18 protein-coding genes are annotated in these 21,283 nt (G+C 71.5%); 12 read left to right on the top strand and 6 right to left on the bottom strand.

Annotated elements, in window-relative coordinates; translation table 11 throughout:
- Positions 1–81: 81 nt before the first annotated feature.
- From ACSHV8_RS50805 to ACSHV8_RS50815, 3 genes are all read right to left on the bottom strand, one after another.
- The gene (locus tag ACSHV8_RS50805; RefSeq protein ID WP_436527756.1) at positions 82–2,223 is read right to left on the bottom strand and encodes an RICIN domain-containing protein; all 2,142 of its coding nucleotides are present in this window, start codon (positions 2,221–2,223) and stop codon (positions 82–84) included.
- A gap of 327 nt (positions 2,224–2,550) precedes the next feature.
- Positions 2,551–3,939, bottom strand: a complete 1,389-nt coding sequence (locus ACSHV8_RS50810; RefSeq protein WP_436527758.1) for an ATP-binding protein — start codon at positions 3,937–3,939, stop codon at positions 2,551–2,553.
- Between the two features lie 2 nt (positions 3,940–3,941).
- Entirely contained in the window at positions 3,942–4,631 is a 690-nt protein-coding gene (locus ACSHV8_RS50815; protein WP_436527760.1) for a response regulator transcription factor, read from the bottom strand.
- A 96-nt stretch (positions 4,632–4,727) separates the two neighbouring features.
- Here ACSHV8_RS50815 and ACSHV8_RS50820 point away from each other — a divergent pair, with 96 nt between their 5' ends.
- The 5 genes from ACSHV8_RS50820 (at position 4,728) to ACSHV8_RS50840 (ending at position 11,409) form a co-directional block, all read left to right on the top strand.
- Positions 4,728–5,642: an ADP-ribosylglycohydrolase family protein gene (locus tag ACSHV8_RS50820; protein ID WP_436527762.1), complete on the top strand. Its 915-nt coding sequence runs from the start codon at positions 4,728–4,730 to the stop codon at positions 5,640–5,642.
- Between the two features lie 53 nt (positions 5,643–5,695).
- Positions 5,696–7,693, top strand: a complete 1,998-nt coding sequence (gene thrS / locus ACSHV8_RS50825) for a threonine--tRNA ligase (protein WP_436527764.1) — start codon at positions 5,696–5,698, stop codon at positions 7,691–7,693.
- 77 nt (positions 7,694–7,770) lie between these two features.
- Positions 7,771–8,985 carry a diguanylate cyclase domain-containing protein gene (locus tag ACSHV8_RS50830; protein WP_436527766.1) on the top strand — a complete coding sequence of 405 codons (1,215 nt, stop codon included), beginning with the start codon at positions 7,771–7,773 and terminating at the stop codon, positions 8,983–8,985.
- Positions 8,982–10,901, top strand: a complete 1,920-nt coding sequence (locus tag ACSHV8_RS50835) for a diguanylate cyclase domain-containing protein (protein ID WP_436527768.1) — start codon at positions 8,982–8,984, stop codon at positions 10,899–10,901. Before ACSHV8_RS50830 ends, ACSHV8_RS50835 begins: the two co-directional genes overlap by 4 nt.
- A gap of 10 nt (positions 10,902–10,911) precedes the next feature.
- Positions 10,912–11,409 (top strand): HIT family protein, encoded by a 498-nt coding sequence (locus tag ACSHV8_RS50840; protein WP_436527770.1) that lies wholly within the window; start codon positions 10,912–10,914, stop codon positions 11,407–11,409.
- Here ACSHV8_RS50840 and ACSHV8_RS50845 read toward each other — a convergent pair.
- On the bottom strand, positions 11,372–11,959 hold the full coding sequence (locus ACSHV8_RS50845; RefSeq protein ID WP_436527772.1) for a TetR/AcrR family transcriptional regulator: 588 nt from the start codon (positions 11,957–11,959) through the stop codon (positions 11,372–11,374). The genes ACSHV8_RS50840 and ACSHV8_RS50845 overlap by 38 nt on opposite strands.
- A gap of 55 nt (positions 11,960–12,014) precedes the next feature.
- Between ACSHV8_RS50845 and ACSHV8_RS50850 the strand changes: the two genes are divergently transcribed.
- Entirely contained in the window at positions 12,015–13,184 is a 1,170-nt protein-coding gene (locus ACSHV8_RS50850) for an FAD-dependent monooxygenase (protein ID WP_436527773.1), read from the top strand.
- On the opposite strand, the gene ACSHV8_RS50855 is transcribed toward ACSHV8_RS50850, so the two are convergent.
- A complete protein-coding gene (locus ACSHV8_RS50855; RefSeq protein WP_436527775.1) occupies positions 13,181–15,340 on the bottom strand; it encodes an elongation factor G-like protein EF-G2 in 2,160 nt (719 codons plus the stop codon). The two genes, ACSHV8_RS50850 and ACSHV8_RS50855, sit on opposite strands and share 4 nt — an antisense overlap.
- Positions 15,341–15,515: 175 nt before the next feature.
- On the opposite strand from ACSHV8_RS50855, the gene pgsA reads away from it, so the two are divergent.
- The 4 genes from pgsA to ACSHV8_RS50875 are packed head-to-tail and all read left to right on the top strand — an operon-like array spanning position 15,516 to position 18,726.
- Positions 15,516–16,136, top strand: a complete 621-nt coding sequence (gene pgsA, locus ACSHV8_RS50860; protein ID WP_436527777.1) for a phosphatidylinositol phosphate synthase — start codon at positions 15,516–15,518, stop codon at positions 16,134–16,136.
- Positions 16,133–16,999, top strand: a complete 867-nt coding sequence (locus ACSHV8_RS50865; RefSeq protein WP_436527779.1) for a phosphatidylinositol mannoside acyltransferase — start codon at positions 16,133–16,135, stop codon at positions 16,997–16,999. The genes pgsA and ACSHV8_RS50865 overlap by 4 nt, the downstream gene beginning before the upstream one ends.
- Positions 17,000–17,009: 10 nt before the next feature.
- Positions 17,010–18,146: a glycosyltransferase family 4 protein gene (locus ACSHV8_RS50870; protein ID WP_436527780.1), complete on the top strand. Its 1,137-nt coding sequence runs from the start codon at positions 17,010–17,012 to the stop codon at positions 18,144–18,146.
- A gap of 52 nt (positions 18,147–18,198) precedes the next feature.
- The gene (locus ACSHV8_RS50875) at positions 18,199–18,726 is read left to right on the top strand and encodes a hypothetical protein (protein WP_436527782.1); all 528 of its coding nucleotides are present in this window, start codon (positions 18,199–18,201) and stop codon (positions 18,724–18,726) included.
- A 46-nt stretch (positions 18,727–18,772) separates the two neighbouring features.
- Here the strand turns inward: ACSHV8_RS50875 and pdxS are convergent, their stop codons facing one another.
- On the bottom strand, positions 18,773–19,669 hold the full coding sequence (gene pdxS, locus ACSHV8_RS50880; RefSeq protein ID WP_436527784.1) for a pyridoxal 5'-phosphate synthase lyase subunit PdxS: 897 nt from the start codon (positions 19,667–19,669) through the stop codon (positions 18,773–18,775).
- A 122-nt stretch (positions 19,670–19,791) separates the two neighbouring features.
- Here pdxS and pdxT point away from each other — a divergent pair, with 122 nt between their 5' ends.
- Both pdxT and ACSHV8_RS50890 read left to right on the top strand, forming a co-directional pair.
- Positions 19,792–20,397, top strand: coding sequence for a pyridoxal 5'-phosphate synthase glutaminase subunit PdxT (gene pdxT, locus ACSHV8_RS50885; protein WP_436527786.1), 606 nt, complete (start codon positions 19,792–19,794; stop codon positions 20,395–20,397).
- A 15-nt stretch (positions 20,398–20,412) separates the two neighbouring features.
- The gene (locus ACSHV8_RS50890; RefSeq protein ID WP_436527788.1) at positions 20,413–21,168 is read left to right on the top strand and encodes a YebC/PmpR family DNA-binding transcriptional regulator; all 756 of its coding nucleotides are present in this window, start codon (positions 20,413–20,415) and stop codon (positions 21,166–21,168) included.
- Positions 21,169–21,283 lie beyond the last annotated feature (115 nt).

Genomic DNA, 21,283 nt, shown 5'->3' on the forward strand with positions numbered 1-21,283 from the left:
GGATCCGGGTGAGGGATCCGAGCCGGGAGATCCGGGTTGAGGGGTCGGGGGCTGGAGGGGTCGAGGTCCGGGACGGGGTGGTCAGCTGGGCACGGCGGTCCAGCTCTGGTGACGCTGACCCAGGTCCGGCTCCAGGGCCAGGACGCGGTGCCAGCCGAAGCGCTGCCCGCCGACGCCGACGGCCAGGTCGCCGTCCTCACTGCGCAGCGTGAAGCCGAACGCGGACGCCTGCAGCCGCCACCGGGTGCCCGCGGCGGCGCAGTCGCCCTGCACCAGCGGCGCGCCGGCCACCGGGGTCCCGCCCAGCGGCATCAGGCACTTACCGCTGGCCCGGGAGATCAACGTGTACGTGTTGTCCCCGTCGGCCGCCGGCGCCAGCTGCCACTGCTGCTGGTTGCCGCCGTCGGCGGTGCTCAGCGTCGCCGGGGTGCCGTCGGCCGCGCGGGCCGCGTACAGGTCGGCGGCGCCGCCGGTGAGCGAGTTGGTCAGGACGAACCACGAGTTCTGCACCGGGCGGGCGGCCGGGGCGGTCCGCACGGTGCCCTTGACCCGGTAACCGCCGGTCTTGCTGGTGATCCCCACCTCGTACGTCGAATCGGGTTTGAGCCCGATCAGCCGGGCCCGGGTCGCCTTGGTCGTGGCGACCGGCTTGCCGCCGACCGACACCTGGTAGACCGCGGTGTCGGAGGCCGCGCTCCAGGTCAGCCGGGCCGACATGCTCGTCGCGTCGCGGATCTCCAGGGCGGCCTGCCCGTCGCCGGTGGACGGTGCGCCGCCGTCCTGGTCGCCGGAGGAGCCGGTGCCGGTCTCGGCGTGGAACGCGGCCTGTTCGGCGTCGAGCCCGCTGGACGGGCCGACGCCGGCGCCCGGCAGCGGGGCGGTGGAGACGCTGGGGGCCGGGCTCGGGCCGTCCGCCTCGGCCGCGCCGACGCTCGGTGACGGGTTGGGCGGGCCGCTGGACGGCGGCGTCTGGGCCGGCCCGGTGGGGGCGGACGCGCTCGGGCCGGCGCCCGGGGCGGCCGGGACCGCGCCGGGAACGTCGGGGATGTCGTCGCCGCCGTCGCTGCGCAGCAGGAAGTCGCTGAGCGCGACGTTCCAGTGGGTGTCCAGGTAGCTGCCCGGCGCCGGGTTGGTGTTGAAGTAGTCGTCGTGACCGCAGTCCAGCCGCACCTCGTGGGCCTTCGGGCAGGTCTGCTTGACCGACTTGCCGGAGCGGTCCGGCCCGCAGAGCAGGTCGTAGCCGTCCGTGCAGCCGCCGGTGCCGGTGCTGTTGGGGGAGCCGTTGAGCACCGCGCCGAGGATGTGGGTGAGTTCGTGCGCGGCCATCGCCGAGCTCCAGCAGCCGGAGTCGACCCGGGCGTAGGCCGGGCCGCCGTTGTTGCGGTTCGTGCGGCCGGGGCGGTTGTCGTCGACGTAGGTGCCGATGCCGCAGTAGACGTTGGCGTCGGAGAACATCAGGTACTTGCGGTCGGCGCGGTTGTAGCCGAGGTCGCCGAGCGCTTTGACGGTCGCCGCGAGCGAGTCGAGCGAGCCGGCCGGCAGCTCCACCTCGGAGACCGCGACCGTGCACTCGGGAGTGGTCACGTAGCGCACGTGCCGCGATCCGCCGGTCTCGCCGGCGGACGCGTCGAAGATCGTGTCGACGCCGGCGGCCCAGGTGCGGAACGAGTTGACGTACTTGTTGTAGCGGGTGGCGGTGCCGGCCGCGTACAGGTAGAGCAGCTGGACCCGCTTGCCGCTCTGCCCGTCGTCGGCGCAGGCCACGCCGGCCGGGCCGAGCACGAAGTCGGCGTTGCCCGGGGCCGGGTCGGCGATCAGGGCCGGCGCGTCCGGGGTGAGCGCGCTGCCGCCCAGGTCCCGGGCGATCTCGGCGTCGGTCGGGACGACCACCGGCTGCATCGTGCGAACCGTGCTGGGCAGCTGGGTGGCGGCGGTGACCGGGGCGACGTCCTTGCGGACGCTCAGGCCGGTGGGCGCCCGGTCCGGGCCGTGCGTGCACGTCTCGTCGAAGAGCAGGTAGGAGCCGGAACAGAGCGCGTTGGAGGCGGCCGGCTTCAGACCCTCGTAGACCAGGCCCTGGTCCGGCGCGTCCTTGGGCAGCGCGGTCAGCTGGTACCTGGTGTCGTCGTCCTTCGAGGACCCGCCGATCACGCTGGGCCCGACCACGCCGCCGACCCCGAGCAGGGCCAGCCCCAGCGCAACCGGAAGAAATCGACTGGTCACGGAGCGTGTCGACTTGTCCTGTTCGCCGCCGGCACGGCGCCGCCCGATGGGCGACCCGCGGAACGCTGACCGGCGATGCGCGGACAAAGCGTCTCCTTGTCGAGCGGCCGGCGCTCGTCGTGCCGGCGCGCGGTGGGAGGGGGCCATGGGGTGCCCGCCTCCCACCGCGCCGGGGCTCCGCCGGCCGCGGCGATGGGGACGTGCTGTGAGCGAGCCGGGGAGCCGGATGGGATCGGAGCGAACACTGCCAGTCCGGGCGAGCCAGGGGAACACTCTTAAAACAGATCTAAGCAACTTCTGTTCCGTACGGGGGAGTGGGCTTGCGCATCAGTTCGACCTCTGCCAACGGCGGCCACCCCGGCCGACCAGGCCGAAGCGGCTGGGCGTCTTGGGGGTCGCCTCGGCGTCGGCGATCAGCATGACCACGCTGGCGCCGCCGAGGGTGGCCCGGTCGAGACTGACCGAGCCGCCGGTGGACTGGGTCATCCGCCGGGCGATGTCCAGGCCGAGACCGGTCGAGCCCTGCTGGCTCTGGCCGCGGCGTAGTGCCTTCTCCGGGTCCGGGATGCCCGAGCCGGCGTCGTCCACCCGCAGCGCCACCCAGCCGTCGCGGCGCGAGAGCGCCACCTCGAACGCGGTGCCCTGCGGGGTGTAGCGGAACACGTTGCCGAGCACCGCGTCGAGCGCGGCGGCCAGCTCGGCCCGCGGAACCGGCACCGGGATGCGCAGGTGAGCGCCGATCACCCGGTACTGCCGGTCCTGGTCCTCGGCGAGCGCGGACCAGAACGTCATGCGTTCCCGGACCACCTCGCTGGCGTCGCACAGACCCTCCTCCGGGGTGGACGCGACCTGCGCCGCGACCGCCTGGCGGGTGGTGTTGATCAGGGAGTTGACCTCGTCGTCGAGGGAGGCGATGGCCTGCCGGATGCGCCGGATGCCACGCCGCCGGTCGACCTCCTCGGCGGTCAGGTCGATGATCTGGGTGTCGTCCGGGTCGAGCGCCTCGGCGTCCAGCCGCAGCGCGGTCAGCGGGGTGCGCAGCCGGTGCGACAGGTCGGCGACCAGTTCCCGCTCGTCGGTGCGGGACGTGATCAGGCGGTCGGCCATCCGGTTGAACGCGTACCCGGCCTCGGCCAGCTCGCGCGGGCCCGACGGGTGTATGCGCACGCCGAGGTCCCCGTCGCCGACCGCGAGAGCGGCCTCGACCAGGTTGTTGGCCGAGTCCACGGCGCCCCGGGCCAGCCGGTCGACCACGATCACCGAACCGCCGACCAGCACTATCGCCAGCCCGAGCAGCAGCCACCAGTCGCGGGCGGTGTTGGCGCCGAGCTCGCCGTCCGGCACGAACGCCTCGACGACCCAGGCCTTGCCGTTCGCGCTGACCGGCTCCAGCCGGGCGATGCCGCCGGCGACGTCCACCAGGGTCGCCTTCCCGGCGGTCGCGGCCTTGTCGATCTCGGCCGCGGTGACCCGGCCGCCGTCGCTGGGCGCGAGACCGGGAGTGTGCACGACGGGGTTGCCGACCGAGGCCTTCGCGGCCGCGACGCCCTTGTCACCGGCGCCGGCGACGAGCGCGCCGGCCACCGTGGCGGTCTCCCGCGCGGCGGCCGACAGAGCCTCCTCGCGGTGGTCCGAGCGCAGGCCCCAGCCCAGCGGCACCAGGAACACCAGGGCGGCGACGGCGGTGGTGGCGGCGGTCGTGTAGGCCAGCCGCAACCTCAGTCCGGCGCCACCAACCGGAATCCGACCCCCCGCACGGTGCGCAGGTAACGGGGCTTCGCCGCGGACTCGCCCAGTTTCCGGCGCAGCCAGTACAAATGCACGTCGATGGTCTGGTCCTCGCCGACCGAGGGCTGCCGCCATACCTCCTCCAACAGCTCACGACGGGAAACCACCCGGCCCGGGCGGGCGGCGAGGTACGCCAACAGGTCGAACTCCTTGCGCGTCAGCGCCAGCGGCTGATCGCCCAGGCTGGCACTGCGCTCGCCCACGTCGACCCGCAGCTCGCCGACCTCGTGGACGGCGGGCTGGGCGGCGCGGCTGGCCCGGCCGACCCGGCGCAGCACGGTGGCTATTCGCGCGTCCAGGTGGGCGCCGGTGAACGGCTTCACCATGTAGTCGTCGGCGCCGGCCCGGAGCAGCCGCACGACGGTCTGCTCGTCGTCGCGGGCGGTGGCGATGATGATCGGCACGTCGGTGATCCCGCGCAGCATGCGCAGCGCGTCCGAACCGTCCAGATCGGGCAGCCCGAGGTCGAGAACGACGAGGTCGGGCGTCTCCGCGGCGACCCGCCGGAGCGCCTCCAGGGCGGTGCCGACGGCGTGCACGGCGTGCCCCCGGTCGGCTAGCGAACGGAGCATGGCGCCGCGCACGACATGGTCGTCCTCGACGAGCAACACCGTGGCCATGCGAAGACCGTACTGGCTCCGGCGGGCAGAACCTAAAGGGTCATGGAGTGAGATGCTTTGATGACCCTCAGTGATGGAATACGATCCGAGTTACCGATGTCATTCACTCTTTTCCCCGGTACGAGACTCGCGCTGGCCCTGGACAGCCTGGCCGGCCTCAGCGTCGGCGACGCGCTCGGCGCCCAGTACTTCGTGCCCGGCAACAAGCCCGCCGACCTCCTCGACGCCTGTGTCCCCGACCCGCCCTGGGACTGGACCGACGACACCGAGCAAGCCTGCTGCCTGGTCGCCACCCTCGACGAGGGGGACTTCGACCGCGATGCGTTCGCCGAGCGCCTGGGCAGTGTTTTCGAACCCTATCGGGGGTACGGGCCGGGGGCGGTCGTGATGCTCCGGCAGATCCGTGAGGGCCTGCCGTGGCCGATCGCGGCGGCCGCGGCGTTCAACGGCCAGGGGTCGTGCGGCAACGGCGCGGCGATGCGGGCCGCCCCGCTCGGCGCGTGGCACGCCGACTCCCTGGCGCACGCGGCGGCCCAGGGCGTCCGCGCCGCCGAGGTGACCCACGCGCACCCGGAGGGCATCGCCGGTGGGGTGGCGGTCGCGGTGGCCGCCGCGTTCGCCGCCGCCTCCCGGCTCAACGGGCACCGGCCCGACCCGGGGCAGCTGCTGCGGGCCGCGGCCGCGCACACCGCGCCCAGCGTGGTCCGCGACGGGCTGACCGAGGCCGTGCCGATCCGGGGTGTCGAGGAGGCCGCGGCCCGGCTGGGCAACGGCGGGCAGGCGACCGCGCAGGACACCGTGCCGTTCGCGCTCTGGGTGGCCGATCGCTACCTCGACGACTATCCGGCCGCGGTGGCGGCGTGCGTGGTGGCCGGTGGGGACGTGGACACCACGGCCGCGATCGCCGGGGGCGTCGTGGCCGCGTACACCGGAATCGAAGGCGTCCCGAACGCGTGGCTGGCCAACCGTGAGCCGCTCCCGGCGTGGCTGGCCGCCGCGAGCGGAGAGTAATCCGCAGGCGGATAACATCAGGACACCAAGTCACTTTCCGAATGGAGATCACCGTGTCTGCACCCCGTACACCCGCTGTGGCCGACCCACTAGTCGTCCCGGCCGGGACTACGGCGGCCGACGCGGTGGCCGCGGCCGGGCTCCCGGCGAACGGTCCGCGGGCGATCGTCGTCGTCCGGGAGGCCGACGGCCGGCTGCGCGACCTGAACTGGGCGCCGGCCGCCGACACCGAGGTCACCCCGGTCCACCTCGACGAGCCGGACGGTCTCGACGTGCTGCGGCACTCGACCGCGCACGTGCTCGCGCAGGCCGTGCAGGACGTGTTCCCGGAGGCCAAGCTCGGCATCGGCCCGCCCATCCGGGACGGTTTCTACTACGACTTCGACGTCGAGAAGCCGTTCCAGCCGGACGACCTGGGCAAGCTCGAGAAGCGCATGCAGGAGATCGTCAAGGCCGGCCAGACCTTCCGCCGCCGGGAATACTCGTCGCTCGACGAGGCCAAGGCCGAGCTGAAGGACGAGCCGTTCAAGCTCGAACTGGTCGACATCAAGGGCGACGTGGACGAGGAGGCCGCGGCCGTCGGTGCCGGCGAGCTGACCCACTACGACAACCTGGACAAGGACGGCGAGCGCGTCTGGGGCGACCTGTGCCGCGGCCCGCACCTGCCGTCGACCCGGCTCATCCCGGCGTTCAAGCTGATGCGTTCGGCCGCCGCCTACTGGCGCGGGTCGGAGAAGAACCCCCAGCTCCAGCGGATCTACGGTACGGCGTGGCCGTCGCGGGACGAGCTCAAGTCGTACCTCAATCGGTTGGCCGAAGCCGAACGCCGGGACCACCGCAAGCTGGGCACCGAGCTGGATCTCTTCTCGTTCCCCGATGAAATCGGGTCGGGTCTGGTGGTCTTCCACCCGAAGGGTGGGGTGATCAAGCGCGAGATGGAGGACTACGTCCGCGCCCGCCACATCCAGGAGGGTTTCCAGTACGTGGGAAGCCCGCACATCACCAAGGAAGGGCTGTTCCACACCTCGGGACACCTGCCCTACTACAAGGACACCATGTTCCCCCCGATGGAGCTGGAGGGGGCGAACTACTACCTCAAGGCGATGAACTGCCCGATGCACAACCTGATCTTCAGGTCGCGCGGGCGGTCCTATCGTGAGCTGCCGATGCGGCTGTTCGAGTTCGGCACGGTCTACCGCTACGAGAAGTCCGGCGTGGTGCACGGCCTGACCCGGGTGCGCGGCCTGACCCAGGACGACTCGCACTCCTACGTCACCGCCGAGCAGGCCCCGGGCGAGATCAAGCACCTGCTGAACTTCGTCCGCTCCCTGCTCGACGACTTCGGCCTGGACGACTACTACCTGGAGCTGTCGACCCGGGACCCGAAGAGCGACAAGTTCATCGGTACGGACGAGCAGTGGGAGAAGGCGACCAAGGTCCTGGCCGACGTGGCCGAGGAGTCCGGGCTGGAGCTCGTGCTCGACCCGGGTGGCGCCGCCTTCTACGGCCCGAAGATCAGCGTGCAGTGCAAGGACGCGATCGGCCGGACCTGGCAGATGTCGACCATTCAGTACGACTTCAACCAGCCCGCCCGCTTCGGTCTGGAGTACCAGGCGGCCGACGGCACCCGGCAGGAGCCGGTGATGATCCACTCGGCCAAGTTCGGGTCGATCGAGCGGTTCTTCGGCGTGCTCGTCGAGCACTACGCGGGCGCGTTCCCGGCCTGGCTGGCGCCGGTGCAGGTGGTCGGCATCCCGATCCGCGACGACCACGCCGACTACCTGGCCGAGTTCGTCGACAAGCTGAAGAAGGCCGGCATCCGCGCCGAGGTGGACTACTCGACCGACCGGATGCAGAAGAAGATCCGCACCGCCCAGCAGCAGAAGATCCCGTTCATGGCGATCGCCGGCGACGACGACGTCAACGGCGGCACCGTGTCGTTCCGCTACCGGGACGGCTCGCAGCGCAACGGCGTGACCATCGACGAGGCCGTCGCCCACGTCGTCGAGGTGGTTCGCTCCCGAGTTAACACCGGGCCCAGCGCGGCCTGACCTCAACTCCGGCTCCCGCCGACCGACGTAACGGCGGACATGCCTCTGCTCGGTGCGGCGGCGGGAGCGGAGTGGTCATGCGGTTCCGGACGCCGAGACCGGCGCTGACCGGGTACGCCCTGGCCGTCGCCTGTGTCGTGCTGCCCATCGTGGCCGCCCGGGACCTGCCGGTGCTGGTGTCGCTGCTCACCGTCCTCGTGGCCGGCCTGGCCTGGGCCGGCTGGCGGCGGCACGAACTGCTCGTCGCCCGGCTCGACGAGAGCATGTCGGCGCTGCGCGGCGCGATGGCCCGCGAACACGTGCTCAGCGAACTGGGCACGGCAATGCTCGGCAGCACCGAGGCGGCGCAGGTGCACCGGCTGGCCGCCGACGCGGCCGCCGCGATCGTGGCCGGCTGCCCGAACGCCCGCACCTCGATCGTCGTCGCCGGACCGGGCGACCGCGACGTCTGGACCGTGGTGCACGTCTCCGGCCACGACAGCGAGGCCCTCCAGGGGGTCGAGGTGCCCGGGATCCACGTGCCGGCGTCACTGATCACCCGGCTCGCCGGCGGCGAGGTGCTGATCAACGACGACGGCTGGACCGCGCTCGGCTTGACCGGGCTGGAAGGTTTCGACGGCCGGCCGTTGATGGTGCTGCCGCTGGTCAACGGCGAACGATTCTTCGGCCTGCTCACCGTCGGCACCGACGAGCCGCTGCCCGAGGACGTGGTCAAGACGCTGCTCGCGCTGCGCATCCAGGTGTCGCTGGCCATGGAGAGCGTGGCCCTGACGGCCGAGCTGACCCGCCGGGCGATGTACGACATGCTCACCGGCCTGGGCAACCGGGCGCTGCTGCGGGACCGGCTGACCGGGGCGATCGCCCGGGCGCGGCGGACCGCGCGGCCGGTCGGGGTGCTGCTGCTCGACCTGAACGGGTTCAAGACGGTGAACGACACGTACGGGCACGACGCCGGCGACACACTGCTGCGGGTCGTGGCCGACCGGCTGCGCACGTGCGTGCGCACCGAGGACACCGTGGTCCGCCTCGGCGGCGACGAGTTCGTGGTGGTCGCCGAGGACCTGCGGGAGCCGGGCGACGTGGTGGTGGTCGCCGAACGGATCATCGAGGCGCTGAACGAGCCGGTGACCGTGGACGGGCACCTACTGCGGACCGCGGCCAGCGTCGGGATCGCGCTGTCGGCCCCCGGCAACGGGCCGGACGACGTGCTGCGCGAGGCCGACGCCGCGATGTACGTGGCCAAGCGTCAGGGCGGCGGCCGCTACCACGCCCACCAGGCGGTCCTGTCGTGATCATCGCCTTCCGTCTGCTCGCACCGGTCCTCTCCGCGGTGGCCGCCGTGCTCTGCTGGCGGGCGGCCCGGCGCTCCCGGCTCCGCGGCGCCCGCCGCTACTCGACGATCACCGCGCTGGCCTGGACCGTGATGACGGCGGCGACCGGCTGGGCGCTGGCCTACATGCTGATCAGCGGGGATCGGGTCTACCCGTCGCCCAGCCCGGCGGTGTGGGTCGGCGACGTGACGGTGATGCTGCTCGTGCTGGCCGGCCTGCTGGCCGTGCCGATCCGGGCCCGCTGGTCGGCCAGCAACGCCCGGCTGGTGCTGGACATGGCGGTCGTGCAGGTCGCCGGCATGCTCTTCATCTGGTACTTCCTGATCTACCCGCACCTGATGGGTCACGGCGGGTTCGTCCCGGCGATCGTGATGATCAAGACGGGTGGCCTGCTGGTCGTGCTCTTCGCGATCGCCCGGCTGGTGCTCGGCGGCCCGGTCGAGGTGAGCCGGCGCACGCTGGTCCTCTCCGGCCTGGCCGCGTTCTGCAGCATGCTCGTCTCGATCGGCCAGCGGGTCCTGGCCGGGGACGAACAGCACTGGACCCAGGCCGTCTGGCTGGTGTTCGCCGCCCTGATCATCGCGGCCGGCCGGACCCAGCTGCGGGCGGCCGCCGGGGAGGACCCGGCCGAGGAGGCGGTGACCGAGCAGCGGCCGTCCAGCCTGGTGCCCTACCTCGCCGTCGGCGCCGCCTGCGCGCTGCTGCTGGGCGCCCTGCTGCACGGGCTCACCGCCCGGTCCTGGCCCGTCGTGGCCGGGTCGATCCTGCTCACCGGCCTGGTCGTGACCCGGCAGGTGATCGCGCTGCGGGACAACAGCCGCCTGCTCGTCCGGGTGGACGCCAGCCTCGGCGCGCTGCGCCAGGCCATGGCCCGCGAGCACATCCTCAACGAGCTCGGCACCGGCCTGCTCACCACCACCGACGCCGCCGAGGTGCAGCGGCTGGCCGCGACCGCCGCGGCGGCCCTGGTCGAGGGGTACCCGGGGGCCCGGACCGTGATCGTCAGCGTGACCCCCGAGGACCCGGACAACTGGAGTGTGCTGCAGGCGGCCGGGTCCGGCGCCGAGACGGTGGCCGGGTTCCGCCTGCCCGGCGAGGCGGTCCCGGCGTCGCTGCTGGTCCGGCTGGCCGGCGGCGAGGTGATCGCCGGGAGCACGCTGGCCGCGCTCGGGCTCAGCGGCATGGACGCCCTGGGCAACCGGCCGGTCATGCTGCTGCCGCTGCTCAACGGGTCGCGGTTCTTCGGCCTGCTGGTCGTCGGGGCCGAGCACACCCTGCCCGAGGACGTGGTGACCGCGCTGCGGACCCTGCGCACCCAGGTGTCGCTGGCGCTGGACAGCGTGGCGCTGACCGCCGAACTGACCCGGCGGGCCATGCACGACATGCTCACCGGGCTGGGGAACCGGGCGCTGCTCTGGGACCGGCTGACCGGTTCGCTGGCCCGGGCCCGGCGCACCGACCGGCGGGTCGGCGTGCTGCTGCTCGACCTGAACGGGTTCAAGCCGGTGAACGACACGTACGGCCACGACGTCGGCGACGCCGTCCTGCGGATCGTCGCCGACCGGCTGCGGACCTGCGTGCGCACCGAGGACACGGTGGCCCGGCTCGGCGGCGACGAGTTCGTCATCCTGGCCGAGGACCTGAACGAGCCGGCCGGGGCGCGGGTCATCGCCGAGCGCGTGGTCCAGGCCCTCAACGAGCAGATGGTGGTCGACGGGCACGTGCTGTGCACGCCGGCCAGCATCGGGATCGCGCTGTCCGGCCCCGGTCAGGGCGCCGACGACGTGCTGCGCGACGCCGACGCGGCGATGTACGTGGCCAAGCGGGCCGGGTCGGGCCGCTATCACGTACATGATCTCGGGGCTGCCACCGCATAGGATGCCGAGGATGGACGGGTTGGAGCGGCTCTGGACCCCGCACCGGATGCCGTACATCACCGGCGAGCGGGCCCCGGGCGGTTGCCCGCTGTGCCTGGCGCCGGATCTGCCCGAGGACGAGACCCTGGTGGTGGCCCGGGGTGAGCTGGTCTTCGCGGTGCTGAACCTGTATCCGTACAACCCCGGTCACGTGATGATCTGCCCGTACCGGCACGTCGCCGACTACACCGACCTGACCGAGGACGAGACGGTCGAGACGGCCGTGTTCACCCGGACGGCGATGCGGGTGATCCGGGCGGTGAGCCGGCCGCACGGCTTCAACCTGGGGATGAACCAGGGGGCGGTGGCCGGTGCCGGGATCGCCGAGCACCTGCACCAGCACGTGGTGCCGCGGTGGAGCGGCGACGGCAACTTCATGCCGGTGATCGGTCAGACCAAGGTGCTGCCGCAGCTGCTCGCCGAGACCCGGGTCATGCTGGCGGAGGCGTGGCCCGCGTCAGGGCACTGAGCGCCCGGATCCCGGCGACGATGTCCTCGGCCCTCGGCGCGTTCTCCGGGTCGGTCAGCCACTGGGTGAGCACGCCGGACATCAGTGCCATCTGCACCGAGCCGAGCGAGCGCACGGTCGCGTCGTCGAGCTGATCCTCCGGGATGCCGCTGAGCATCGCGGCCATGCCGGAACGGCCCGCCCGGACCCCGCCGGCGAGCTGTTCGCGCAGCTGGGGGTTGTGCTCGGCCTGCAGGGCGACCTCGACGCTGGCCAGCCAGAGGCCCCGGTCGGTCTGGATCGACCGGATCACCCGGCGCCAGAAGTCGAGCATCGGATCAGCCTCCGGCTCGCCCGGCTCACCCAGCGCGCGGCCCAGGGTGTCGCCCCACTCCTCCATGGCGCTGAGCATCGCCGCGGTCATCAGCGCGTCCGTAGAACCGTAGTGATAGCCGATCGAGGCCAGATTGGTGCCGGACAGCGCCACGATGTCGCGGGCCGTGGTGCGGGCGTAACCCTTCTCCAGCAGCGCCTTCTTGGCGCCCTTCAGCAGCTCCTCGCGATGCCCCATGTTTGTAGATCCTAACTTCTATACAAACGTCTAATACGTTTGTATAGTAACTCGCATGACGAACTCACGGGTACTGATCTCCGGCGCCGGCATCGGCGGTCCTGCTCTCGCCTTCTGGCTGGTCAAGCGCGGCTTCGAGGTGACCGTGGTGGAGCGCGCGGCCGAGCCCCGCGAGGGTGGCTACAAGGTGGACGTGCGCGGCTCGGCCACCGAGGTGCTGCGCAAGATGGGCCTGCTGGCCGCCGCCCAGGCCGCCGACACCGGCATGCAGCAGATCACCTACGTGAAGAAGGACGGCGCCCCGATCGCCAAACTCCCGGCCGACCTGCTGATGGGCCGCCGCGGCGACGATCTGGAGATCATGCGCTGGGACCTCAGCCGCATCCTGCACGACGCCACCGAGGGCGACGTCGAATACGTGTGGGGCGACTCCATCGCCGGCCTCACCGACGGGCCGGACGGTGTCGACGTCACCTTCGAGAAGGGCGCGCCCCGCCGGTTCGACTACGTGGTCGGCGCCGACGGGCTGCACTCGCTGACCCGGCGCACGGTTCTCGGCGACACCCCGCTGAACCACCTGGGTGCGTACATCTCGATCTTCTCGGTCCCGAACGACCTGGGCGTCGTCCGCGAGGAGCTGTTCTACTCCCGGCCCGGGCGGCTGATCTTCGCCTACGCGATGGAGGCCGACCAGCCGGCCCGCGTCGGCATGGTCTTCGCCTCGCCCGAGGTGGCCTACGACCGCCGTGACCCCGAGGCGCAGAAGCAGCTGGTCCGGGACGCGTTCGCCGGTCAGGGCTGGCGCTCGGACGAGTTCCTGGACGCGATGGACCAGGCGCCCGACTTCTACTTCGACTCGATGAGCCAGGTCGAGCTGCCGTCCTGGTCCTCGGGGCGGGTCGTGCTGCTCGGCGACGCCGCGCACTGCCCCTCGCCGGCCTCCGGCCAGGGCACGTCACTCGCGCTGGTCGGGGCGTATGTGCTGGGGCAGCACCTCGGTGAGCCGGACGGCTTCGCCACCTACGAGAGCGCCATGCGGACGTACGTCGAAAAGAATTTGGCCTTCGGCCGGAAGATGGTGAAGGACATGGTGCCCGGTGGCCGCCTCAACATCGCCTTCCGCAACTACGGGATGCGGACCCTCAGGTTCCACCCGCAGAAGGAGAAGGTCATCGACAAGGTGCTCGCGCCGATGCACGAGGCGGCCAACGCGATCACCGTCTAGTGGGTGGCGTGCTCCTTCTTGACCCCTTCGGCGAGATGTCCGGGCATGGGCTCGTGCCGCAGGTAGGAGCGGGAGAACGTGCCCGCCCCGGACGAGATCGCCCGCAGCTCCACCGCGTAGCGGACCAGCTCGATGGCCGGCACCTCGGCCCGGACGAGACTGTGCCCGCCACCGTCCTCGGTGTCCGTGCCGAGCGGCCGTCCCCGGCGCCCGGACAGGTCGCTCATCACGGCACCGACGTAGGTGTCGGGCACCCGCACCACGATCTCGTCCACCGGTTCCAGCAGCGTCATCTGGCCCGCGCCGGCCGCCTCGCGCAACGCCAGCGCCCCCGCGGTCTGGAACGCCGCGTCCGAGGAGTCCACACTGTGCGCCTTGCCGTCGACGAGCGTGACCTTCAGGTCGACGACCGGGTAACCGGCCACGATGCCCTTCTCCAACTGCGCGCGGACCCCCTTCTCGACGGACGGGATGTAGTTGTGCGGCACCGCGCCACCGACCACCTTGTCCACGAACTGGAAGCCGCTGCCGCGGGGGAGAGGCTCGATCTCGATGTCGCAGACCGCGTACTGCCCGTGGCCGCCGGACTGCTTGACGTGCCGCCCGTGCCCCTTGGCCTTGGCCCCGAAGGTCTCCCGCAGCGACACCTTCACCGGCTCGGTGTCCAGCTCGACGCCCCCGGAGCGCAGCCGGTCGAGGACCACGTCGGCGTGTGACTCGCCCATCGTCCAGAGCACCAGCTGGTGGGTGTCCGGGTTGCGCTCCAGGCGCAGCGTCGGGTCACCGGCGACCAGCCGGGCCAGGTTCTTGGCCAGCGCGTCCTCGTCGGAACGGGTCTTGGCGACGACCGCGATCGGCAGCAGCGGCTCCGGCATGGACCAGGGCGCCATCAGCATCGGGTCGTCCTTGCCGGACAGGGTGTCCCCGGTCTCGGCCGACCCGGACTTGGTGATCGCACAGATGTCACCGGCCACACACGCCCCGACCTCGCGCAGCGTCGCGCCGAGCGGGGTGTAGACGTGCGCCACCCGCTCGTCGGCGTCGTGGTCCGGGTGGCCGCGCTCGGCCAGCCCGTGACCGGAGACGTGCAGCGTCTGGTCCGGCCGCAGCGTGCCCGAGAACACCCGGACGAGTGACACCCGGCCCACGTGCCGGTCGATCGTGGTACGGACCACCTCGGCGACCAGCGGACCGTCCGGGTCGCAGATCAGCGGCGGACGCGGCGCGCCGTCCACCCCGGTGACCACCGGCAGGTCGTGCTCCAGCGGCGACGGGCCGGCGTTGACCAGGCCGTCCAGCAGCGCGTCGAGCCCGACCCCGGTGCCCGCGCAGACCGGCACGACCGGGTAGAAATTGCCCCGCGCGACCGCCTTCTCCAGGTCCGGGATCAGCGCCTCGGTGGAGATCAGCTCCCCGCCGATGTAGCGGTCCATCAGGGTCTCGTCCTCGCTCTCGGCGATGATCCCCTCGATGAGCTGGTTCCGGTCGTCGGCGATCGGGTTCAGGTGCTCGGGCTCGGCCTCGCCGACCCGCGGCGGGTAGCCCTGCGAATAGTCCAGCACCCGCAGCGAGACCAGGCCGATCAGTCCGACCACCGACTGGCCGTCGTCGCCCAGCATCGGCTGGTAGATCGGCATCACGTTCTCGCCGAACGCGTCCTGGCAGTCCTGCAGCGTCTGCTCGTAGTCGGCCCGCGGGTGATCCAGCCGGGTGATCGCGACCGCCCGCGGCATGCCGACCGCGGCGCACTCCTCCCACAGCCCGACCGTCGCCTCGTCGACGCCGTCCACCGCGGAGATCACGAACAGGGCCGCGTCGGCCGCGCGCAGCCCGGCCCGCAGTTCACCGACGAAATCGGCGTACCCGGGCGTGTCCAGCAGGTTGACCTTGACGTCCTGGTGCACGACCGGGGCGCAGGACAGCGCCACCGAACGTTGCTGCCGGACCGCGGCCGGATCGTTGTCGGTCACCGTGGTGCCGTCGGCCACCGTGCCGGCCCGGGAGATCGTGCCGGTGGCCGCGAGCAGGGCCTCCACCAGCGTGGTCTTCCCGGCACCGGAGTGGCCGACCAGCACCACGTTGCGTACCCTGCCGGGCTCGGTCACCACCGGCGCGGCCGCGCCGGAGAGCCCTTTCTCCGAAGTCTTCTGCGCCATGCCGAGCGCTCCTGTCGTTTCTTCTTTGTTACGCCGCTGTTCTACAAATCCCACACCCGGGGACGTCCCGGTCGCAAGGACCGATGGGCACCAGAGGTGCCGGATGGTGACGATCCGGCCAACCGGGGGGCGAGCCGTACCGTGATCAGGCGCGCGCCGTTATGGTGGGACGGCCATGGCAAAGATCGTTCAAGTAACGGCCCGTGCCGTCGTCTCGTACGGCGTCAACCCGGTCGCACGTTTCCTGCTCAAGATCGGCGTTACACCCAACGCCGTCACCGTCGCGGGCACCGTCGGTGTGCTCATCGGTTCCTATTTCGGGGCGCGAGGACATCTCCTCGCAGGCACCGTGATCGTAACCGCCTTCGCTCTCACCGATGCGCTCGACGGCACGATGGCCCGCATGCGCGGCGGAACCGGGAAATTCGGGGCACTCCTCGACTCCTCCATGGACCGCCTCGCCGACGGTGCGGTCTTCGGAGCCGTCGTCTTCTACATGGCCGGGAAGGGCAATCCGTACGGCGGAACGATCGCCGCACTGATCAGCCTCGTCGCCGGCCAGGTCGTCTCCTACGTGAAGGCCCGGGCGCAGAGCCTCGGCCTGAACGCCGACGTCGGCCTCGCCGAGCGCCTCGAACGCCTGCTCATCGTCGGTGTCGGCGGCCTGCTGGGCGCGGCCGGACTGGACTGGGGCCTGCCCGCGGCGCTCTGGGTGCTCGCCGCGCTCTCCCTGGTCACCGTCTTCCAGCGGCTGATCCACGCGGCCCGCACCGAGGTCAAGGAACTCCCCGAGTGAAGGACCGGCTGATCGCGCTCGGCTACACCGCCGGGTGGGGCCTGGTCCGGGCCATGCCGCTGCCGATGGCCCGGGCGCTGTTCACCCGGGCCGCCGACCGGGCCTGGAAGGCCAACGGCAAGGGCACCCAGCGGCTGCGGCGCAACTACCAGCAGGTGGTGGGCGCCGACATGCCGGAGACCCTGGTCCGGGACGGGCTGCGCTCGTACGCCAGATATTGGATGGAGGCTTTTCGCCTGCCGTCCCAGAACCGGGCGCAGAACGCGGCCGGGTTCTTCATGGAGACCGACTCCTACGAGGCCATGAAGAAGGACATCGCGGACGGGAAAGGCCTGGTCCTGGCCCTTCCGCACGTCGCCAACTGGGATGCCGCGGCGGCCTGGGTGGTCTCCCACGACTGGCGGATGATCACCGTCGCCGAGCGGCTCAAACCCGAGTCGGTCTACAAGAAGTTCCTGGACTACCGCGAGAGCCTCGGCATGCACGTGCTGCCGCTCACCGGCGGCGACCGGCCCCCGCTCGACGTGCTGGCCGAGCGCCTGACCGAGGGCTGGGTCGTCCCGCTGCTGGCCGACCGGGACCTGTCCCGCAGCGGCGTCCCGGTCGACTTCTTCGGCGGCACCGCCCGCATGCCGGCCGGCCCGGCCATCCTGGCCATCCGCACCGGCGCGCCGATGTACGCGGTCGACTGCTGGTTCTCCGAGCACCGCGTCGAGGCCCGGCTCCGGAAGATCACCCCGCCCGAGGACGGCCCGCTCGACGAACGGGTCAAACGGACCACGCAGCTGATGGCCGACGCCTTCGCGGCCGGGATCGCCGAACACCCGCAGGACTGGCACATGCTCCAGAAACTCTGGGTCTAGGGGGCGGCGCGTGCGGATCGGGATCGTCTCGCCGTACTCGTTCGACGTCCCCGGCGGTGTGCAGAACCACATCATGGACCTGGCCGAGGCGCTGATCGAACTCGGTCACCACGTCAGCGTGCTCGCCCCGGCCGACGAGGACGCGGAACTGCCCGACTACCTGGTGCCGGCCGGGCGGGCGCTGCCGCTGCCGTACAACGGCTCGGTCGCCCGCATCGCGTTCGGCCCGGTCTCCACCGCCCGGGTGCGTCGCTGGCTGGCCCGCGGCGAATTCGACGTCCTGCACGTGCACGAGCCCCTCACGCCCAGCCTCTCCCTGCTCGCGGTGATCTCCGCACGCGGCCCGGTCGTCGCCACGTTCCACACCGCGATGACCCGGTCGCGGGCGCTCGCCGTCGCCCAGAACTTCCTGCAGCCGGTGATGGAGAAGATCACCGCGCGCATCGCGGTCAGCGAACTGGCCCGCAAGGTCCAGGTCGAACACCTCGGCGGCGGTGCCGTCGAGATCCCCAACGGCGTCGCCGTCCGCAAATTCGCCTCGGCTTCGCCATTGCCCGGATGGCCCGGCCAGGGCGGTGCTCTCGGTTTCCTCGGCCGCTTCACCGAGTCCCGCAAGGGCTTCCCGCTTGTGCGTACGGCGTTCGTCACGCTCGCCGCGGAAAGGCCCGATCTGCGCCTGCTGGTCGCCGGGCCGGGCGACCGCGACGAGTTGTTCGACGACATCCCGCCCGAACTGCACTCCCGGGTCGAGTTCCTGGGCCTGGTCAGCGAGCCGGACAAGGCGCGGATGCTGCGCAGCGTCGACGTCTACGTCGCCCCCAACACCGGCGGCGAGAGCTTCGGCATGATCCTCACCGAGGCGATGGCCGCCGGCGCCGCGATCGCCGCCAGCGACCTCGACGCGTTCCGTCGGGTATTGGACGGAGGCCGGGCCGGCGCGCTCTTCCCCACCGGCGACGCGTCCGCCCTCACGAAACTGCTCGGCGACCTGCTCGACGACCCGGCCCGCCGGGCCGACCTGGCCTCCTGCGCACGTCAAGCCGTCGGGACGTTCGACTGGCCGAGTGTGGCCGGGCGGGTCCTCGAGGTCTACACCACGGCGATCGAGGCCACCGACGGGCGCGTCTTCGACGACGACGGGGCCTGATCGGCTCGGGGCAGGTGACGGTCCGACACAATCCGGCACTACGATGCCCCGCATGTGGTGGGTGGTGGGTGTCGTCGTGCTGGCCGCGATCTTCTCGGCGTACCTCGGCTGGACCGCCCAGCGGGTCGAGCGGGTCCACGCCCGCGCCCAGTCGGCCGAACGCGCCCTCGACGCCCACCTGCTGCGCCGCGCCGCGGCCGCCGCGGTCGTCGCCGAACACCTGGAATCCGTCGAGCTCTACGCCGCGGCCCGGCTCGCCCTGGACGCCGAACCGGACGAACGCGAATCGGCCGAGAACGACCTGACCCGCCAGCTGCAGGGGATCGACCTCGACCCCGGGGACCCGGCGGCCCGCACGTTGATCGTCAGCAGCCGGCGGGTCGTGCTGGCCCGGCAGGTGCACACCGACCTGGTGCGGGACGCTCTGACCGCGCGGCGGCGCAAGTTCGTGCGGGTGCTGCGGCTGCCCGGGCGGTATCCGCGACCCCGCTACTTCGACATCGTCGAGCCGGTGATGCCCCCGCTGCCGACGCCGGCCCCGGTGCCCTCGTCCGAGGCGCTGCCGGTCCAAGCCGTGTGAACAGGAAAGGGCCGCCCCGGCGGGACGGCCCTTTCCGACGTGCTCGTTACCAGCCGCGCTCGGCCAGCCGGTGGGGCTGCGGGATCTCGTCGACGTTGATGCCGACCATGGCCTCGCCCAGCCCGCGCGACACCTTGGCGATCACGTCCGGGTCGTCGTGGAACGTGGTGGCCTTGACGATCGCCTCGGCCCGCTGCTGCGGGTTGCCGGACTTGAAGATGCCGGAGCCGACGAACACGCCCTCGGCGCCCAGCTGCATCATCATCGCGGCGTCGGCGGGCGTCGCGATGCCGCCCGCGGTGAACAGCACGACCGGCAGCTTGCCCGCCTCGGCAACCTCCTTGACCAGCTCGTACGGCGCCTGAAGCTCCTTGGCGGCGACGTACAGCTCGTCCTCGGGCAGGGTCTGCAGCCGGCGGATCTCGCCGCGGATCTTGCGCATGTGGGTGGTCGCGTTGGACACGTCGCCGGTGCCGGCCTCGCCCTTCGACCGGATCATGGCGGCGCCCTCGGTGATCCGCCGCAGCGCCTCGCCCAGGTTCGTCGCGCCGCACACGAACGGCACGGTGAACTGCCACTTGTCGATGTGGTTGGCGTAGTCGGCCGGGGTCAGGACCTCGGACTCGTCGATGTAGTCGACACCCAGCGCCATCAGCACCTGGGCCTCGACGAAGTGGCCGATCCGGGCCTTGGCCATGACCGGGATGGAGACGGCGTTGATGATGCCGTCGATCATGTCGGGGTCCGACATCCGGGACACGCCGCCCTGGGCGCGGATGTCGGCCGGGACCCGCTCCAGCGCCATGACGGCGACGGCACCGGCGTCCTCGGCGATCTTCGCCTGCTCGGGGGTGACGACGTCCATGATCACGCCGCCCTTGAGCATCTCCGCCATGCCGCGCTTGACGCGGGCGGTTCCGACGGCGGGCTGGTTCTCAGACATGCGACTCCTCGTGCGCGATTTCGGTACGGCGATCCTACGAAGCGGCGTGCGAACGCCTCGATAGCCAATCGACCCCCTGGTGGCCTGCATTAGCTCGTCCGGGGCGTCCTACAGTTGGTGCCGTGAACATCGGAGTGCTGGCCCTGCAGGGCGACGTGCGCGAACATCTGTCCGCCCTGGCCGAGTCGGACGTCCTGGCCCGTCCGATCCGCCGCCCGGAGGAGCTGGCCGAGGTCGACGCACTGGTGATCCCCGGCGGCGAGTCCACGACGATGAGCAATCTGGCGATCACTTTCGGTCTGCTCGACCCGATCCGGAAGCGGATCGCCGACGGCATGCCGGTGTACGGTTCCTGCGCCGGCATGATCATGCTGGCGACCACGGTGCTGGACGGCCGTCCCGATCAGGAGTCCTTCCAGGGGATCGAGATGACGGTCCGGCGCAACGCCTTCGGCCGGCAGGTCGACTCGTTCGAGGCGCCGGTGGAGATCGAGGGCATCGAGGGCGGCGAGTTTCACGCCGTCTTCATCCGCGCCCCGTGGGTCGAGCAGGTCGGCCCCGACGTGCGGGTGCTGGGCCGCGTCGCTTCCGGCGCCGCCGACGGTAGGATTGTCGCCGTTCGGCAGGGGAACCTGCTCGCCACGGCATTCCACCCGGAGCTGACCGGCGACCTTCGCGTCCACCGGTACTTCGTCGAGATGGTCCGCCAGGCCGCACCCGCACGGTAGACACGGAGGTTACGCATGTCCGGCCACTCCAAGTGGGCGACGACCAAGCACAAGAAGGCTGTCGTCGACGCCAAGCGCGGCAAGATGTTCGCCAAGCTGATCAAGAACATCGAGGTCGCGGCCCGGACCGGTGGTGGTGACCCGGCCGGTAACCCCACGCTCTACGACGCCATCCAGAAGGCCAAGAAGTCGTCGGTTCCGAACGACAACATCAACAACGCGGTCAAGCGCGGCTCCGGCCTCGAAGCCGGCGGCGCCGACTGGCAGACGATCATGTACGAGGGTTACGGGCCGAACGGTGTCGCCCTGCTCATCGAGTGCCTCACCGACAACCGGAACCGCGCCGCCACCGAGGTGCGCACCCGGCTGACCCGCAACAACGGCACGTTCGCGGACGCCGGTTCGGTGTCCTACCTGTTCAACCGCCGGGGCGTGGTGATCGTCCCGAAGGGCGAGCTGACCGAGGACGACATCATGCTGGCGGTGCTGGAGGCCGGCGCCGAGGACATCAACGACCTGGGCGACACGTTCGAGGTGATCAGCGAGCCGACCGACCTGGTCGCGGTGCGCACCGCGCTGCAGGGCGCCGGCATCGACTACGACTCGGCCGAGTCCCCGCTGATCCCGACCATGACGGTCGAGGTGGACGAGGACGCCGCCCGCAAGGTCCTCAAGCTGATCGACGCGCTCGAGGACTGCGACGACGTGCAGGAGATCTACGCCAACTTCGACGTCTCCGACGAGGTCATGGCCAAGCTCGAAGCTGAGTGATCCGAGGGTCGGACGGGCCGGTCCTCGTGCATTCCCGGGTGCATCCTGGAAATGCGCGGGGACCGGCCCGTCCGCGTTTCCGGTTCCGGCCGAAGCGGCTCAGCGCCGGGGCATG

This window comes from Actinoplanes sp. HUAS TT8 (assembly GCF_051380535.1).
In the GTDB taxonomy this organism is placed as follows: domain Bacteria; phylum Actinomycetota; class Actinomycetes; order Mycobacteriales; family Micromonosporaceae; genus Actinoplanes.

Bases quoted from the DNA above. Each gene is read 5' to 3' on its own strand.
- ACSHV8_RS50815 (WP_436527760.1), bottom strand. From the start codon at position 4,631: ATGGCCACGGTGTTGCTCGTCGAGGACGACCATGTCGTGCGCGGCGCC.
- ACSHV8_RS50820 (WP_436527762.1), top strand. From the start codon at position 4,728: ATGTCATTCACTCTTTTCCCCGGTACGAGACTCGCGCTGGCCCTGGAC.
- ACSHV8_RS50830 (WP_436527766.1), top strand. From the start codon at position 7,771: ATGCGGTTCCGGACGCCGAGACCGGCGCTGACCGGGTACGCCCTGGCC.
- ACSHV8_RS50840 (WP_436527770.1), top strand. From the start codon at position 10,912: ATGGACGGGTTGGAGCGGCTCTGGACCCCGCACCGGATGCCGTACATC.
- ACSHV8_RS50845 (WP_436527772.1), bottom strand. From the start codon at position 11,959: ATGGGGCATCGCGAGGAGCTGCTGAAGGGCGCCAAGAAGGCGCTGCTG.
- ACSHV8_RS50850 (WP_436527773.1), top strand. From the start codon at position 12,015: ATGACGAACTCACGGGTACTGATCTCCGGCGCCGGCATCGGCGGTCCT.
- ACSHV8_RS50855 (WP_436527775.1), bottom strand. From the start codon at position 15,340: ATGGCGCAGAAGACTTCGGAGAAAGGGCTCTCCGGCGCGGCCGCGCCG.
- pgsA (WP_436527777.1), top strand. From the start codon at position 15,516: ATGGCAAAGATCGTTCAAGTAACGGCCCGTGCCGTCGTCTCGTACGGC.
- ACSHV8_RS50875 (WP_436527782.1), top strand. From the start codon at position 18,199: ATGTGGTGGGTGGTGGGTGTCGTCGTGCTGGCCGCGATCTTCTCGGCG.
- pdxS (WP_436527784.1), bottom strand. From the start codon at position 19,669: ATGTCTGAGAACCAGCCCGCCGTCGGAACCGCCCGCGTCAAGCGCGGC.
- ACSHV8_RS50890 (WP_436527788.1), top strand. From the start codon at position 20,413: ATGTCCGGCCACTCCAAGTGGGCGACGACCAAGCACAAGAAGGCTGTC.